The sequence below is a fragment of the Paenibacillus sp. FSL H8-0283 genome (genome assembly GCF_045040675.1).
In the GTDB taxonomy this organism is placed as follows: Bacteria; Bacillota; Bacilli; order Paenibacillales; family Paenibacillaceae; genus Paenibacillus; species Paenibacillus amylolyticus.
In genome coordinates this window covers 5,418,900-5,435,934 of sequence record NZ_CP150295.1, presented here as the reverse complement: position 1 = coordinate 5,435,934, position 17,035 = coordinate 5,418,900, and the positions used below count along the sequence as shown (strand labels likewise).

Genomic DNA, 17,035 nt, shown 5'->3' with positions numbered 1-17,035 from the left:
GTTCCGTCCGTTATGTTGCTCAACGTTTGTTTTGTTGAGCATTCTGATGTAACCCCTGATGTAGTGGGCGGGACAGTATTTTCTCTCGATACAAGCTAGGCGCTTCACCGTGAAATCGTTTGAACTGTTTGGAGAAATACAGCGCGTCTGGCAGTCCCACTGAGGCAGATACCTGTTCGATGGACAGATCCGGGCGTCCTCTCAGGAGTTGGCGCGACTTATCGATCCGCAGTTTTAGCAGATAAGTGACTGGGGAAAGACCAGTTTCCTGTTTGAAAATACGGGATAGATACGCACGGTTGTAACCGAGACTCGCAGACATTTGTTCAATGGAGACAGGATAGGCATACTGGGTAGACATATATTGAATCATCTGTTTCACCGTACGTCGGATGGAGGATTCACCGGGAATTAAGGTTTGACCCTGCGAAAGGTGATTCTGTGCTTCGGCTAGAATCATATATAACGTACCCAGTGATGTGAAATGGGAGCTTTCTTTGCGCTCGGCAAAAGCATCCTGCATCACGGATAGCCAATCGGATATCCCACAGGATGGTCCAGCATGAAAAACGGACTTCTCCGGGCGGAACCCGGCTTCCTCGGTATGTTGGCCCGCCTGGCTGCCTGTGAAGGCAATCCAGCGATATTGCCATGGGTTGCGGGCGTGAGACTGGTAACTTACCAGTTGCCCGGGATGAATGAGGAAACAATCACCTGCGGATAACTCGTAGGTGTGCAGTTCGGTACGGAACGTACCCGCCCCTTTTTCTACATAATGCAGCAGATAATAATCAAACAATTTAGGACCGAGGGCGTGACCCGGAAGGGTCTGGCTTGCTCCGGCAAACAGGACATGCAGTGCGCCTTGTTCATAATAGACCGGATTGGAGGCAACCGAATAACTGAGTGCTCCGCTTTTACCGGAAGGTGATTCCTGTATTTTTTCGTTAGAAGATGCAAGGGATTCTTTCTTGGGGTTGGATTGATCTGACATGGTCGTTTCCTTCTTTCCGGGATGCTCCGATCATTATACGCCTTAAGGTCACATTTATCCATATGAAACACACATGGTTGCATTACAAGAGGCACCGCTTTCTTATATAATAACATTAAGAAAACCACAACAACGAGGCGAGGTGCACCAGCAGTGAACGTAACTGAATTGAAACAAAAGTTTATTGAGAAGTATGGAGAGAGTGGAGCGGACATCCGTGTATTTCATGCCCCTGGGCGTGTGAATCTGATCGGTGAGCACATTGACTATAACGGTGGATACGTGCTTCCGGCAGCACTTGAATTCGGAACAACATTGATCATTCGTGAGCGTGAGGACAACAAGTTGCAACTGGCTTCCACGAACATGTCTTATGAAGGGGGACTAGACACTTCCTCCATCGGTAAGGAAAAATCCGGAGAATGGACCGACTATCCTGTTGGTGTCATGGTTGAACTGCAAGGCAAGGGCGTGAATGTAACAAAAGGGTATGACTTCCTGTACCACGGGGAGATTCCGAACGGGGCAGGACTTTCATCGTCTGCATCACTGGAGGTACTTACCGGATTTGCGATTCAGTCTCTGGAGGGTGTATCGGATATTGACACGGTTCAACTGGCGCTTTTGTCCCAGAAAGCGGAAAATGAGTTCGTAGGCGTCAACTGTGGAATCATGGATCAGTTCGCTGTCGCAAACGGTGCTCAGGATCACGCGATCCTGCTGATGTGTGACACACTGGAATACGAAAAGGTTCCTTTCCGTACAGGCTCCTACAAATTGGTCATCGGTAACACAAACAAACGCCGCGGTCTGGTGGATTCGGCTTACAATGAACGTCGCTCCCAATGCGAGCAGGCACTTGCCATCTTGAAGGAACAGCTGCCTGCACTGAATTATCTGGCTCAATTGACGCCAGAGCAGTTCGTAACGCTACAGGATCAGATCAAGGATGAGAAAGTAAGACAGCGTGCACAACATGTTGTGGAAGAGAACGCGCGTGTGCTCGCTTCGGTCGAAGCATTGCAGGGTAACGATCTGGAAACCTTCGGCAAGCTGATGAACGCTTCTCATGAATCGCTTCGTGACTTGTACGAAGTAAGCTGTGATGAGCTGGATGTTATGGTTGAAGAAGCTCAGCGGATTCCAGGCACGCTTGGTGCCCGGATGACTGGCGCAGGATTTGGCGGTTGTACCGTATCACTTGTGCATGAAGATGATGTCGAGCGTTTTGTAAGTGAAGTGGGCGCTGCATATGAAGCGCGTACCCGTCTCAAAGGTGATTTCTATGTATGCGGTGTAGGCGACGGTGTTAAAGAATTGAAGGAGGCGAAGTAAAATGGCAATTTTGGTGACAGGTGGAGCAGGGTATATTGGATCTCATACGGTAGCAGCATTGTTGGAACGTGGAGAAGAGGTTGTTGTACTGGATAACTTGCAGACAGGGCATCGTGAAGCGTTGCTCGGCGGTAAGTTGTATGAAGGGGATCTGCGTGACAAAGAAATTCTGGCGAAGCTGTTCGCTGAGAATTCAATCGATGCAGTCATTCACTTTGCAGCCAACTCACTCGTAGGCGAGAGTATGAAAGACCCGGTTAAATATTATGACAACAACGTGTTTGGTACACTCTGTCTATTGGAAGCGATGAATGCAGCGAACGTACGCCGCATCGTCTTCTCCTCTACAGCAGCTACCTACGGTGAGCCTGAGAAAGTGCCAATCGAAGAGAGCGATCGTACAGAACCAACCAACGTATACGGCGAAACAAAGTTGATGATGGAACGCATGATGTCATGGTTTGATAAAGTTCAGGATATCAAATACGTTTCCCTGCGTTACTTCAATGCGGCCGGTGCACATGACAGCGGTAAAATTGGTGAAGATCACCAACCAGAGAGTCACTTGATTCCACTGGTACTGCAAACAGCATTGAAACAACGCCCGCACATCGCCGTGTTTGGTGACGACTATGCAACAGAAGATGGGACATGTATCCGTGACTATATCCACGTGAGCGACTTGGCTGATGCACATCTGCGTGCAGTAGATTATCTTCGCAAAGGTGAGAACAGCAATGTGTTCAACCTGGGTAATGGTACAGGATTCTCGGTGAAACAAGTGATCGAAACAGCTAAAAAAGTAACTGGCCTCGATATCCCGGTTGTACAGGAGCCACGTCGTGCAGGTGACCCGGCTGTGCTGGTAGCTTCATCTGCAAAAGCGAGATCTGTCCTGGGCTGGAATCCAAAATGGACCAATCTGGAAGATGTTATTCAAAGCGCTTGGAGCTGGCACCAATCACGTCCTGACGGCTACGGAAAAAACTAGGAGGCGAACACCTTATGTCACAGACTCATATTGCAGCAGGTGCCACAGAGCGGACACCGGAGCAGCAGGAAGCACTGCATGCCATTGAACGTCTGGTTGCATTTGCCTTGCAGAAACAATTAATCGAGGAAGCGGATTGGGATTATAGCCGCAACCTCTTGCTGGAACAATTCGGATTCTCAGAGCCTTATGCCGGTGAGTTGGACACGACTGTGCCCGATGGCCCACAGGCTATGCTGGATACGTTGATTGATTATGGATTTTCCATTGGACTCATTCCTGAAAATAGCGATACATTCCGTGATTTGCTGGATGCCAAAATCATGGGTCATTTGATGGCACGCCCATCCGAAGTGGTACGCGCATTCCGCCACATGGAGCAGACGGAAGGCATTGAGGCAGCCACATCTCAATTCTATGACTTGTCGATTAACTCCAACTACATCCGTATGGATCGGATCTCGAAGAACGTCTACTGGACACAGGACACGGCTTATGGATACATGGAGATTACCATCAACCTGTCAAAACCGGAGAAAAGTCCAAAGGAAATTGCCATGGCGAAATTGCTTCCGCCACCGGTATATCCAAAATGCCAGCTGTGTCGTGAAAATGTAGGTTATGCCGGTCGAGTGAATCACCCGGCTCGCCAGAATCTGAGAGTTATTCCGCTAGAGCTTAACAACGAGCCTTGGTTGTTCCAATACTCGCCGTATGTGTACTACAACGAGCACTGCATCATTTTCCATCATGATCATGTGCCGATGAAGCTGACGAAGGATACACTGCGCAGACTGCTTGCGTTTGTCGGGGAGTACCCGCATTACTTTATCGGATCTAACGCGGATCTGCCGATCGTAGGCGGTTCTATCCTGACACATGACCATTTCCAGGGTGGACGTCATACATTCGCGATTCAAAATGCACAGCCAGAGGCGGTCTTCCGCCATGCGGATGCACCTGGACTTACGTTGAGTCTCGTGAAATGGCCAATGTCCGTAATGCGTCTGGCTTCACACGATCCTGCAGAGCTGCTTGAAGCGGGCAACGCCGTATATGAAGCGTGGAAGGTCTACAGTGATTCTGCTGTGGATATCGAAGCATTCAGTGAAGTAGACGGGGAACAAGTACCACACAATACGGTAACACCAATCGTTCGTCGTAGTGCAGACGGTGGGTATGAGATGGATCTTGTATTGCGTAACAACCGCACGAATGATGTGCATCCAGAAGGCATTTTCCATCCGCACCGTGAAATGCACCATCTGAAGAAAGAAAACATTGGTCTGATCGAAGTGATGGGGCTTGCCATCCTGCCAGGTCGTTTGAAAGAAGAACTGGACAGTATCGCGGATATCCTCGCTGGAGATGCTAAACTTGCTGAAGCCGCCAAAGCTTCTGATCATGTGTTGAACAAACATCTGGGCTGGGCGGAAGAATTGATTGAACGGTTTGGTCCTAAACTGGACAAAGAACAAGCCGTTGCCATTGTACAGCAGGAAGTTGGCTTGAAATTCGCCGAGATTCTGGAACATGCAGGGGTCTACAAATATGATGAAGCAGGACGCCAGGCTTTCCGTCGTTTTGTAAGCAGCATGGGATACACTGAATAGACATGTAGAACGATGAACACCAGCCCTACAAGGGCTGGTGTTTTTTTTGAATATGATTTTTAACGGAGTTGTGAGCCAGTCGTTTGTTCTGTTGGAATTGAACGATAGATCAGGGCAGCTAGCTCGGCTCGGGTTAGGGAGTCATCTGGCCTGAACTGTCCGTGATATCCCACAACCATTCGAGTCTCGGCCAGCGTGGCTATGTAGTCGTGAGCCCAGTGGGAGGAGGGCACATCCTCAAAAGAACTCGTTTGGATCAGCGGCAGGTCCAGTGCGAGCACCAGAATTTTTGCTGCCTCGGCCCGTGTAAGTACCGCATCCGGATGGAAGAAATCATTTAAGCCGTTTGAAATATGGAATCCATCAATAAGGCCAACCTCTTGTAGTTGGGATATAGCATCAAAGTAGGGATGTGTCGGCTCTACATCTTCAAAGGGAGTAGCCTTTCGGATTATTGGTAGCTCAAACGCTCCGTTGATTATACCAGCCATGTGTTTACGCAAGATTGGCTGATTAGGCCTGAATGTGGCATCGGGATATCCTGTTATCAGACCACGTGCAGCGATACTTTCAATCATCAAGCGTGCCCAATGGGTTGAAATATCACTGAACACAACTGGGGTCAAAGGTGTTGTTGGTTCTTTAGGTTTAGGTTCAACTTTAAGTTTAGGTTCGGTTTTAAGTTCCGTTCCTGTATCGGGTTCCTGGGATGATGCGTCAGTAATAGAGCTACTGGTCCAGAAAGAAGGACTGCCACCATGGTTTTCAGAGCTATCAGTCTTTACCCATTTGGCATATAGTGTTATGTCCCGACTTACAGTATCTCGGTCAAAATTCCAGGGAAGAGATAATGCCGAATCTATGTACCATCCATCAAATGAAAACCCGCTCTTGCTGGGCTGAGTGGGAGGCGCTATTGCTTGATTATTCCTAGTAATAGTAGAGGAAACGGGGCTTCCGCCTTGAGAGTCAAAAGAGACGGTCAAGGCGGAAATGGGATCGTCCTTAATCGTATCTTTAAACGCAGTTGTCACTGAACTTGTCCACTTGGCGTACAGCGTGATGTCCCCAGTCACGGTATCTCTGGCAAAATCCCAGGGAAGGGAGTATACCGAATCCATGTACCAGCCTTCAAACAAAAACTCGTCCTTGGTAGGCTGAGTGGGAGGTACAATGGTTTGCCCATAAGTGGCTTGAGTGACCGCAACCGGGGTCCCTCCATTGGAGTCGAAGGAGATAACCATATTCAATTTTTGAAAGGGAATGCTATAAAAGTTAGTGAAGTTTTGAGCCTCTGAAGGATCAAAACCCGTAATAATAAGGGATGAGTTACCATCAAACGCTAAGAAACCAATTGACAAGACACTAGCTGGAATGAAGACAGTCGCCAACCGATTGTCCGCAAATGCCATCGCCCCGATAGAGGAGACACTCTCCGGAATGACGACAGAAGTCAGTTGATTGTCCATAAATGTAGCATGTCCAATGGAAGAGACACGATTTGGAATAACAATGGAAGTAAGCTGGTTAGATGCAAATGCCCAGTATCCAATAGTTGAGACATTCTCTGGGATAACGACAGTAGTTAGTTTATTGTTTGTAAATGCACTATTTCCGATCGACATAACAGTCTCGGGAATAACGACAGAGGCCAGTTGGTTGTTAGTGAATGTGGAGTTCCCAATCGTGGATACACTGTCCGGAATGACGACAGAGGTCAGCCGGTTGTATGCAAATGCCAAGTCTCCAATAGTCGTGACAGTCTCTGGAATGACGATAGAAGTCAGTTGATTGATTTCAAATGCCCTTTCTCCAATAGTGAAGACGGTATGCGGAATAACTACAGAAGTCAAATGATCGCTGTAAAATGCTTTTTCACCAATAGAAGTAACTGGTTGACCGCCAATGGTTTCGGGAATAATGACATCTTTCGAAGTGCCCACATAGTCGTTTATTGTGATTCCATGAGCATTAGCGCTCGTTATGAAGTCTTTTTCTTTATTCGGCTCAGCATACATAACCATCTGTCCCCAGGGTACGAGGAACATTAGCAGAGCAAAGACGAAGATGCTTGCTTTTTTCAATCCAATAACCTCCTTATATTTATATTAAGAATTTTGAAGTTCTTTTGGTTACAGTACAACTGTTAGATGATATTAACAATACTGAATCTCCAATAGGTGACCCGAGGGGACATGGGGGCGCGGTATTTGAATGACGGCACTCATATTCGTTCTCAGAAATGGAAGATGTCAGTTCCCGCATGTATAATGGTGGAAAGCCATTGAATACATAACTCAATGAAGAAACGGGGACGAATAATTGGAAAAGAAGGCATTGAATATTCCGTTGATTACAGATGCTGAGGAACTGCAAGGCATGGTGGGTGAACCGCATGAACATGTGCGTAACAAGGCAATTTCATTTGTGGATTCACATGTTCAGAACTTTCTATCCATGTCACCGTTATTTTTCCTCTCCACCTCCGATCGTGATGGAAAAAGTGATGTGTCACCTCGGGGTGATGGAGCAGGATTTGTGAAAGTCTATGATACATATCGGCTCGTTTATCCCGAACGCCCAGGCAATCGGCGGATAGACTCGTTGTTAAACATGTTGTCGAACCCTGGTATTGGTATGCTCTTTTTGATTCCGGGTATGAATGAAGTGCTACGTATTAATGGCACAGCATCCATTACTAAGGATGAGGAATTCATCGCCAGTATGAGCTGGAGTGGTAAAACCATAGGTGCGGCTGTCATTGTAGATGTGGAAGAGTGTTTTATCCATTGTCCGCGGGCATTCAAACAGGCTGGATTATGGGCCACAGAAACATGGGTGGATGCTGAGAATTTGCCTTCATCTAGCGAGATGTTTCGAGCTCATTTGGAGATTAACGGGTTGTTATAAAGTGAGTGACTATCGATTTGTTTTTCTATAAACAGGGTACTATAATTGGAGTTGCACAAAAATACTAAACTCCATTGGAGGCGACAATAGATATGAGATCTTTCCAATTCTATAATCCAACCCGGCTGATTTTCGGCAAAGGACAACTGGAAGCATTAAAGACAGAAGTGCCGAAATACGGTAAACGGGTTCTGCTTGTATATGGTGGCGGCAGTATCAAACGCAGTGGTCTGTACGATCAAGTGATCGGTTTGCTTAAGGAAGCTGGAGCAGAAGTGACTGAACTGGCAGGTGTTGAACCTAACCCGCGTCTTTCTACGGTGCATAAAGGGGTAGACCTCTGTAAAACAAATAACATCGACCTGATCCTCGCTGTAGGTGGCGGTAGTGTACTGGACTGCTCCAAAGCTATCGCTGTAGGTGCCAAATATGATGGCGATATGTGGGATTTTGCTCAGCGCAAAGCCGTTGCACAGGATGCTCTTCCACTCGGTACCGTATTGACCATGGCGGCAACTGGTTCGGAAATGAACTCCGGTTCGGTTATTACGAATCAGGATACACAAGAAAAACTGGGTTGGGGTAGCGCATACTCATTCCCTGCATTCTCTATCCTGGATCCGGTGAATACATACACTGTTCCGCTGGACCAAACGGTATACGGCATGGTGGATATGATGTCCCACGTATTGGAGCATTACTTCCATCTGGATGCCAATACACCGGTTCAACTCGGCTTCTGTGAGACGATTCTGCGTACTGTCATGGAAGCAGCGCCTCGTCTGGTTGAAGACCTGGAGAACTTTGAACTGCGCGAAACAATTCTGTATTGCGGAACAATGGCACTGAATGGCGTGCTGAATATGGGTCTCGCAGGAGATTGGGCAACACATAATATTGAACATGCGGTTTCCGCAGTGTATGATATCCCACACGGCGGTGGACTTGCAATCTTGTTCCCACACTGGATGAAACATAACCTGGACGTGAATGTGGATCGATTCAAACGTCTGGCAATTAATGTATTCGAAGTGAACCCTGAAGGCAAGTCGGACAGACAGATTGCCGAAGAAGGTATCGATGCGCTCAGCAAATTCTGGACATCCATTGGTGCACCTAACCGTTTGGCTGATTACGATATCGATGATAGCCAGATCGACGTAATGGCAGACAAAGCGATGCTGTTTGGCCCATTCGGTAATTTCAAGAAACTGCAACGGGAAGATGTTGTATCCATCTACACGGCTTCTCTGTAATTCTATAATCACTGACAAGTGAACGGACACATCCTGTTGTCCAATAAACCGCAAGTCTCCTTCATGGGGGCCTTGCGGTTTTTTCATGTATTCGGGCTGTACACGTGAATGATGGAGGAACATGAAGCAAGAAGAACAGAATGTCGTGATAATACCCATTATCGGGTTCAGAATACATTTGAGGAAAGATTTTGAAACATTTTGATGTTAGCTACGTATTTATTTACATGTGGAATGCCCAGTTAGGATGAATTTGCGGCAGAGAGAGGAGGAACAGGGGATGGAGACAATTTATTGGGGTTGTCTAATCGGAGGAGCAATATTTGCGGTTGTCAGCCTTGTACTGGGTGACTTGATTGACGGCTTGCTGGACGGAGCCTTCGAAATGCCAGGTCTTGATTTTTTCAAACCTGTTGTGTTAGCTGGTTCCATTACAACCTTCGGTGGGGCAGGCATTATGCTGACACGTTATAGTTCATTAAGTGCGATGTCGGGTCTAATATTATCCCTGCTTATAGGTATTGCTGCAGCCATGCTGGTATTCTTCGCATATATCAAACCGATGCGTAACAGCGATGTCTCGATTGCATTTTCAATGAAAGAGTTATCTGGGAAAATTGGGGAAATTACCATTCCGGTGCCGGAAAAAGGTTTTGGCGAAGTGATGATTCGTTTTGCTTCCGGCAGTACGATTCAAACGGCATCCAGCTTTGAACACCTCCCCATTGCGGCGGGAGCACGTGTAGTTGTGGTCGATGTTGTAGATGGTGTACTGCGTGTGTCGGAATGGGATGAAAATGTTCTTAAAGATTTATAAAGTATTCTTATCACCTAAGTAGTTTAAGCACTCATCATGAATGAATAAGGGGAGAGATGTGGAATGGATAATTTGAATTTGAATTGGGATGTATTGCTGATTCCTATAGTTGTAGTCGGTGTCATTCTAATTTTAGGTTTGGCTTTCTGGGCGAGATACAAAACGGTTGGACCGGATGAGGCGATGATCGTTACGGGATCATTCCTGGGTAGCAAAAATATCTCCGATGATGATTCTGGACGGAAAATTAAGATTGTTCGTGGTGGCGGTGCATTTATCCTGCCGATATTCCAGCAATCCGAATTTATCTCCTTATTGTCCCACAAGCTGGATGTCTCCACACCTGAAGTGTACACGGAGCAAGGGGTTCCGGTTATTGCTGACGGTGTAGCTATTATCAAGGTTGGAGGCGCTGTAGAAGACGTTGCTACGGCAGCTGAGCAATTCATCGGTAAACCTGTAGAAGCGCTGAGAAGCGAAGCACAGGAGGTACTGGAGGGGCATTTGCGGGCCATCCTCGGTACAATGACGGTGGAAGAAGTATATCGGAACCGGGATCGGTTTGCGCAAGAGGTTCAAGGCGTAGCAGCTAGAGACCTGAAGAAAATGGGCCTTCAAATTGTTTCATTTACCATCAAGGATGTTCGTGATAAACAGGGCTACTTGGATGCTCTCGGTAAACCGAGAATTGCTGCTGTGAAGCGTGATGCCGAGATAGCTGAAGCGGAAGCGATGCGTGATGCACGTATTCAGAAGGCCAATGCGGAAGAGCAGGGTCAAAAAGCAGAGTTGCTGCGTGATACCAATATCGCTGAGGCGGCCAAAGAGAAAGAACTGAAAGTAGCCACGTTTAAGCGGGATCAGGATACAGCCAAAGCGGAAGCCGACCAGGCGTACCATATCCATGAAGCTCGTGCGAGACAGACCGTGGTGGAAGAAGAAATGAAGGTTGAACTCGTTCGTAAAGAACGTGAGATCGATCTCCAAGAAAAAGAAATCGTCGTACGTGAGAAGCAATACGATGCCGAAGTGAAGAAAAAGGCAGAAGCGGATCGTTATGCGGTAGAGCAGGCTGCCGAAGCGGATAAAGCCAAAAGAATGCGTGAAGCCGATGCAGTACAGTATTCCATCGAAACACATGCCAAAGCAACAGCTGAGCAGAAGCGACTTGAAGGTCAGGCCATGGCGGATGCGGAACTTGCCAAAGGTACAGCAGATGCAGAAGTTATTCGTTTGCGTGGTCTTGCAGAAGCAGAAGCGAAAGAAAAACTGGCCGAAGCGTTCCAGAAGTTTGGCGAAGCAGCTGTACTCGATATCATTGTCAAAATGCTGCCTGAACTGGCTGGCAAAATTGCAGAGCCAATTGCATCCATTGATAAACTGACGGTGGTAGATACAGGTAAAGGTGAAGGTGCAGCACGAGTGAGTAACTATGTTACCGAACTTATGGCGACCGCTCCAGAGATGCTCAAAAGTGTATCCGGCATCGATGTAGAGCAGCTGATTAAGGGCCTTACGAAGTCTAAAACACCTGCGCCAGTTGCCATTCAACAGAGCGAGGCTGTTACAACTCCTTCTATAATCGACAAGATTGTGGAAAGAGCTGGAGTTGACGAGTAAGAAGCACTTCGAATCTTGCATGGTTGCTCTATTGACCTTAAGGCGAATTTTTGTTACTTTTTAAGCGAGACGTCCGGCGCGGTTTGCCCGCTCCGGGTGTCTTTTCGTTCGTAACAGGGTGTGACTTAATCACACCTAAGATGGTGTGAAAAAGAGGTGCAAACAATGAGCAACTTGCATGTAGATAAAGCGCTAAATAATAATGTAATCATTGCACAGCATCCAGAACACGGGGAAGTCGTTGTTATTGGTAAAGGCATTGGCTTTAACCGAAAACCGAGTGATCACATTCCATTGATGGCTGTGGAGAAAATGTTCATTTTGAAAAACCAGCAGGAGCAAGAGCAGTACAAACAGCTTCTTCCACAGGTGGATGAAGCACTGATCGAGATTATTAACGAAGTTATTACGTATATTGCAGAGCGTACGGACGTTCCTCTGAATGAACATATCCATATTGCATTAACCGATCACATTTCTTTCGCGTTAAAACGCAAGGAGCAGGGCATTATCATACAAAATCCATTTTTATATGAAACCCGCGAGATTTATCCTGAAGAATATCGAATGGGAGAATACGCTGTTCGTCTGATCAAAGAGAAAATGGGTGTAGATCTGGGGATGGATGAGATTGGTTTTGTTGCCCTCCATATCTATAGCGCAATGACCAATCAAAATATATCCCAGGTACGTGAGCATTCACAATTGATCACTGATTTGGTGAACCTGGTGTCTGATCAACTCGATTATTCGTTTGAAACGGAATCGCTGGATTACTCTCGTTTGCTGACGCATCTTCGGTTCGCCCTTGAGCGTGTTCGCCGTGGAGACAAAGTGGAAGAGCTTCATAAGTTGGATTCCCTACTTAAGTTAGAGTATCCCGAAATGTACTCGCTTGCATGGAAACTGACCAAAGTAATGGAGAAAAGACTGAAACTGCCGGTTTATCCTGCAGAGGTAGGTTATCTGACCATTCATCTGCAAAGGCTGAATCAGCGGAAGGAAGAAGAGAATAAGTGAGATCATTCCAGTGATGGAATGTGGAATTTATTTTTTTGGTGTAAAGGCTTGCAATAGATTAGAACTGGTGCTACAATGGTTTCCGTAATCAAGCAACTGAATAAACATAAGCGACGTGTTACTGACTCGATCAGGCATGAGTTAATTAAAGTGTGATTGTTCTTTCCTTGTACAGGGTATGCTATACCCCAAGGTTGGCACAGTTTACTTTATTAATTCATGCCTTTTTTTGTGTTCCCTTGCTTGCATCACAACATATAAATTAGACGAAAGGGAGAAACGACGCGATGTTCAAAAAGCTTTTTGGTGTATTGCAAAGAGTAGGTAAAGCTCTCATGTTGCCTGTAGCCATTCTACCTGCGGCAGGTTTGCTGCTCGGAATTGGTAACATGCTGGTTAATCCAGATTTCTTGCAATATGTAACGGCGCTCGACACCCCTTGGGTGAACTCGATCGCAACAATTATGATGAACGCAGGTCAGATCGTATTTGATAATCTGGCATTGCTGTTCGCCGTCGGTGTAGCCGTCGGATTGGCCGGTGGCGAAGGGGTTGCAGGTCTCGCAGCGATCATCGGTTATCTGGTCATGAACGTCACACTGGGTACCGCAGTAGGGGTTACTCCTGCCATGATCGGTGAAGTACCGGGTTATGCCAGCATCTTGGGTATCCCAACATTAAGTACAGGCGTGTTCGGAGGTATAATCATAGGTATTGCCGCCGCGCTGTGTTACAATCGATTTTTCAAAATCGAACTGCCGTCTTACCTCGGTTTCTTTGCAGGTAAACGTTTCGTTCCGATTATCACTTCGGTTGTTTCCCTCTTAATCGGGTTGCTTCTGGTGATTATCTGGCCGCCGATTCAAAATGGATTGAATACTGTATCTCACTTCATGGTAGATACAAGCCCGACATTGTCGGCATTCATCTTCGGAGTTGTGGAACGGTCATTAATTCCGTTTGGTCTTCACCACATTTTCTACTCCCCATTCTGGTTTGAGTTTGGTGAGTATGTGAACAAAGCTGGAGATGTCATCCGTGGTGATCAGCAAATCTTCTTCAATCAATTGCGTGATGGTGTGAACCTCACAGCGGGAACATTCCAAGTTGGTAAATTCCCGTTCATGATGTTTGGTTTGCCAGCAGCGGCACTTGCGATGTACCATGAAGCAAGACCGGAGCACAAAAAGTATGTTGCAGGTATCATGGGTTCAGCTGCGCTAACCTCGTTCCTGACAGGTATCACAGAACCACTTGAATTTTCGTTCCTGTTTGTAGCACCAATCCTGTTTGCAGTACACTGTATCTTTGCAGGTTTGTCTTTCATGACCATGCAAATTCTGGGTGTAAAGATCGGTATGACCTTCTCCGGTGGGTTCATTGACTTCCTGATCTTCGGGATTATTCCAAACCGTACACCTTGGTGGGACGTTATTATTGTCGGATTGGTTCTTGCGGTGATCTATTACTTCGGTTTCCGGTTTATCATTCGCAAATTCAATCTCAAAACACCAGGACGTGAAGATGCAACGCCTGAAACCGAATCTGGCGGAGGCTCTGGTTCAACGGATGACCTGCCACATAACATTCTCGAAGCTTTCGGTGGCAAGGAAAATATCAAACATCTGGACGCTTGTATTACTCGTTTGCGGATTGAAGTTAATGAGAAATCCAATGTGAAAAAAGATCGTTTGAAACAATTGGGTGCATCTGGTGTACTTGAAGTGGGTAATAATGTTCAAGCCATCTTCGGAACACGTTCCGACACGATCAAATCTCAAATGCAGGATATTATTGCAGGACGAACACCAGCACCAACGCCAGCAGCTGCCAAACCAACTCCTGAAGAGGAAAAGGCACAAGGTGAGCAAGGCGAGCGCATTGTTGCTGAGGATATCGTCATGCCAGTCAATGGTGAATTGCTGGACATTACAAACGTACCTGATCCGGTCTTTGCTGAGAAAATGACAGGTGATGGATTCGCAATTTTGCCACATGATGGTACGATAACTTCTCCTGTGTATGGTAAAGTGTTTAATGTATTTCCAAGCAAACATGCCGTGGGCATCATGTCCGATGGTGGTAAGGAAGTGCTTGTTCATATAGGTGTTAATACGGTGAAGCTGAAAGGTCAAGGCTTTAACGTACTGGTACAGGAAGGTGATCTGGTATCGGCAGGTCAGCCGATTATGGAAGTGGATCTGGAGTATGTCAAAGCAAATGCTCCTTCGATCATTTCACCAGTTATTTTCACTAACCTGCCAGAGGGCTCCACAGTAACTCTGAAGAAGAGCGGAGTGCTGAAAGTTGGCGAACAGCCAATCATTGAGATAAAATAAGAAGTGTTACGACGATGGCAAGCAAGTGTAAATATATGCAATGCCTAAACCAAACTACTGAAAGTGAGATGATTGTAATGCAACAAACATTCAGAATTACAGACGAAGATGGTATCCACGCACGTCCGGCGACAGCCCTGGTTAATACAGCAAACAAATTCAAAGGTGCAGAATCCTTTGCAGAAGCTAACGGTAAAAAAGTAACTTTGAAATCCATCCTGGGTGTTCTTTCCCTCGGATTGGAACAAGGCGACACTATCAGCATCATCGTTGAAGGCGAAGGCGAAGCTGAAGCTCTTCAAGCTTTGACTGACGTTATGGTTAACGAAGGGTTGGGCGAAATTAATGCTTAATGTCTCCGGGATCGCGGCTTCGGCGGGTATTGCTATCGCCAAGGCGTTTATCTTGGAGCATCCTGACTACTCTGTAGAAAAACGCCAAATTAACGACGTTGACGCAGAGATCGCGAAACTCGACTCAGCTCTGGGTAAATCCCAGGCTGAGCTTGAGGCGATCAAAGAGCGTACTTTACAAGAGCTTGGCGAGAAAAAAGCTGAAATTTTTGCTTCGCATTTGCTCATTCTGAATGACCCGGAACTGATTGATCCGGTTAAAGCTAGAATTACGGATGACATGATCAATGCAGAATTTGCTTTGAACGAAACGGCATCGCAATTTATCTCCATGTTTGAGAACATGAAGAGTGCTTACCTGCAGGAACGAGCTGCAGATATGCGTGACGTTACCAAACGTGTGCTAAATCACTTGCTTGGTATCGACTTCATGAGTCCAGCTGAGATCAATGAAGAAGTGATTGTGCTTGCGGAGGATCTAACACCTTCCGACACGGCTCAATTGAATCGCCAATTTGTTAAGGGTTTTGCAACCAACATTGGCGGACGCACTTCTCACTCGGCGATTATGGCTCGCTCTCTTGAAATTCCAGCTGTTGTTGGAACCAAGGACATCTTGGCTCAAGCGAAACAAGGCGATATGATTATTGTTGACGGTCTGGATGGTCACGTACTGGTTAACCCTACTGATGAAGTTATTGCTGAATACCGTGCCAAACAGGAACAGTATGATGCACAACGTGCAGAGTGGAGAAAACTTCGTGATGAGCCAACGGTAACGGTGGACAACGTTCATGTTGAACTTGCAGCCAACATCGGTACACCGAATGATGTAACAGGTGTTCTGGAGAACGGCGGCGAGGCTGTAGGCCTGTACCGTACCGAGTTCCTTTACATGGGCAGAGACAAGCTCCCTTCCGAAGACATTCAGTATAATGCTTACAAAGCGGTACTGGAAAAAATGGAAGGTAAACCTGTTGTTGTTCGTACACTCGACATCGGTGGAGACAAAGAGCTTCCATACCTGGATCTGCCAAAAGAAATGAATCCATTCCTCGGCTTCCGCGCAGTTCGTCTGTGTTTGGACCGTCTGGATATCTTCCGTACACAATTGCGTGCATTGCTGCGTGCAAGCGTACATGGAAACCTGCGTGTCATGTTCCCAATGATCGCAACACTCGGTGAATTCCGTGAAGCAAAAGCTGTCTTGCTCGAAGAGAAAGAGAAGCTGGTTGCTGAAGGTATTGCTGTTTCTGACAGCATTCAACTCGGAATCATGGTCGAAATTCCTTCGACTGCAGTTCTGGCGGATCAATTTGCCAAAGAAGTGGATTTCTTCAGTATCGGAACGAACGATCTGATTCAATACACGATGGCTGCTGACCGCATGAACGAACGAGTGGCTTACCTGTATCAACCTTACAACCCAGCCATTTTGCGTTTGGTTAAAATGGTTATCGATGCAGCGCATCGTGAAGGCAAATGGGTTGGCATGTGTGGTGAGATGGCAGGAGACGAAACGGCAATTCCATTGTTGCTTGGTCTTGGATTGGATGAGTTCAGCATGAGCGCAACCTCCATTCTGCCAGCTCGTAGTCAGATCACCAAGCTGTCCCGTGCGGATATGCAGGAACTGGCTGCTAAAGCTCTGGATATGCAAACGGCTGAACAAGTTGTTGAATTGGTTCAAAGCATTAAAGCGTAATTTTGCCGGGGTTTCCTCCGGATTTGAGGTTTTTCTTTTTCCGATAATGAGCTGCATTGATGCAGCGATTTTGCCGGTATCC

The 17,035-nt window shown here is 46.6% G+C and carries 13 protein-coding genes; 11 read left to right on the top strand and 2 right to left on the bottom strand.

The annotated features are described in order from the left end of the window. Positions 1-19: 19 nt before the first annotated feature. Positions 20-994, bottom strand: a complete 975-nt coding sequence (locus tag MHI52_RS23955; protein ID WP_405157777.1) for an AraC family transcriptional regulator — start codon at positions 992-994, stop codon at positions 20-22. A gap of 153 nt (positions 995-1,147) precedes the next feature. Between MHI52_RS23955 and MHI52_RS23950 the strand changes: the two genes are divergently transcribed. The 3 genes from MHI52_RS23950 to MHI52_RS23940 are packed head-to-tail and all read left to right on the top strand — an operon-like array spanning position 1,148 to position 4,933. Beyond that, positions 1,148-2,329, top strand: a complete 1,182-nt coding sequence (locus MHI52_RS23950; RefSeq protein ID WP_127551746.1) for a galactokinase — start codon at positions 1,148-1,150, stop codon at positions 2,327-2,329. A 1-nt stretch (position 2,330) separates the two neighbouring features. Further along, entirely contained in the window at positions 2,331-3,320 is a 990-nt protein-coding gene (gene galE / locus MHI52_RS23945) for a UDP-glucose 4-epimerase GalE (RefSeq protein WP_017686840.1), read from the top strand. Positions 3,321-3,334: 14 nt separating this feature from the next. Continuing rightward, the gene (locus MHI52_RS23940; protein ID WP_405157776.1) at positions 3,335-4,933 is read left to right on the top strand and encodes a UDP-glucose--hexose-1-phosphate uridylyltransferase; all 1,599 of its coding nucleotides are present in this window, start codon (positions 3,335-3,337) and stop codon (positions 4,931-4,933) included. 59 nt (positions 4,934-4,992) lie between these two features. On the opposite strand, the gene MHI52_RS23935 is transcribed toward MHI52_RS23940, so the two are convergent. Continuing rightward, positions 4,993-7,017 carry a leucine-rich repeat protein gene (locus MHI52_RS23935; protein ID WP_405157775.1) on the bottom strand — a complete coding sequence of 675 codons (2,025 nt, stop codon included), beginning with the start codon at positions 7,015-7,017 and terminating at the stop codon, positions 4,993-4,995. Positions 7,018-7,270: 253 nt separating this feature from the next. On the opposite strand from MHI52_RS23935, the gene MHI52_RS23930 reads away from it, so the two are divergent. From MHI52_RS23930 to ptsP, 8 genes are all read left to right on the top strand, one after another. Next, the gene (locus tag MHI52_RS23930) at positions 7,271-7,843 is read left to right on the top strand and encodes an MSMEG_1061 family FMN-dependent PPOX-type flavoprotein (protein WP_405157774.1); all 573 of its coding nucleotides are present in this window, start codon (positions 7,271-7,273) and stop codon (positions 7,841-7,843) included. A gap of 92 nt (positions 7,844-7,935) precedes the next feature. After that, positions 7,936-9,099 (top strand): iron-containing alcohol dehydrogenase, encoded by a 1,164-nt coding sequence (locus MHI52_RS23925; RefSeq protein ID WP_036616999.1) that lies wholly within the window; start codon positions 7,936-7,938, stop codon positions 9,097-9,099. 280 nt (positions 9,100-9,379) lie between these two features. Then, on the top strand, positions 9,380-9,916 hold the full coding sequence (locus MHI52_RS23920; protein ID WP_017686844.1) for a hypothetical protein: 537 nt from the start codon (positions 9,380-9,382) through the stop codon (positions 9,914-9,916). A 63-nt stretch (positions 9,917-9,979) separates the two neighbouring features. Further along, entirely contained in the window at positions 9,980-11,536 is a 1,557-nt protein-coding gene (locus MHI52_RS23915) for a flotillin family protein (RefSeq protein ID WP_036617002.1), read from the top strand. Positions 11,537-11,701: 165 nt separating this feature from the next. Then, entirely contained in the window at positions 11,702-12,556 is an 855-nt protein-coding gene (glcT, locus tag MHI52_RS23910; RefSeq protein ID WP_036617005.1) for a glucose PTS transporter transcription antiterminator GlcT, read from the top strand. A gap of 287 nt (positions 12,557-12,843) precedes the next feature. After that, positions 12,844-14,895 (top strand): glucose-specific PTS transporter subunit IIBC, encoded by a 2,052-nt coding sequence (gene ptsG / locus MHI52_RS23905; protein ID WP_339186016.1) that lies wholly within the window; start codon positions 12,844-12,846, stop codon positions 14,893-14,895. Positions 14,896-14,972: 77 nt separating this feature from the next. Next, positions 14,973-15,248, top strand: a complete 276-nt coding sequence (locus tag MHI52_RS23900; protein ID WP_036617010.1) for an HPr family phosphocarrier protein — start codon at positions 14,973-14,975, stop codon at positions 15,246-15,248. Continuing rightward, complete coding sequence (gene ptsP, locus MHI52_RS23895) at positions 15,241-16,953, top strand: phosphoenolpyruvate--protein phosphotransferase (protein WP_405157773.1); 1,713 nt, start codon at positions 15,241-15,243, stop codon at positions 16,951-16,953. Before MHI52_RS23900 ends, ptsP begins: the two co-directional genes overlap by 8 nt. Positions 16,954-17,035: the final 82 nt, after the last annotated feature.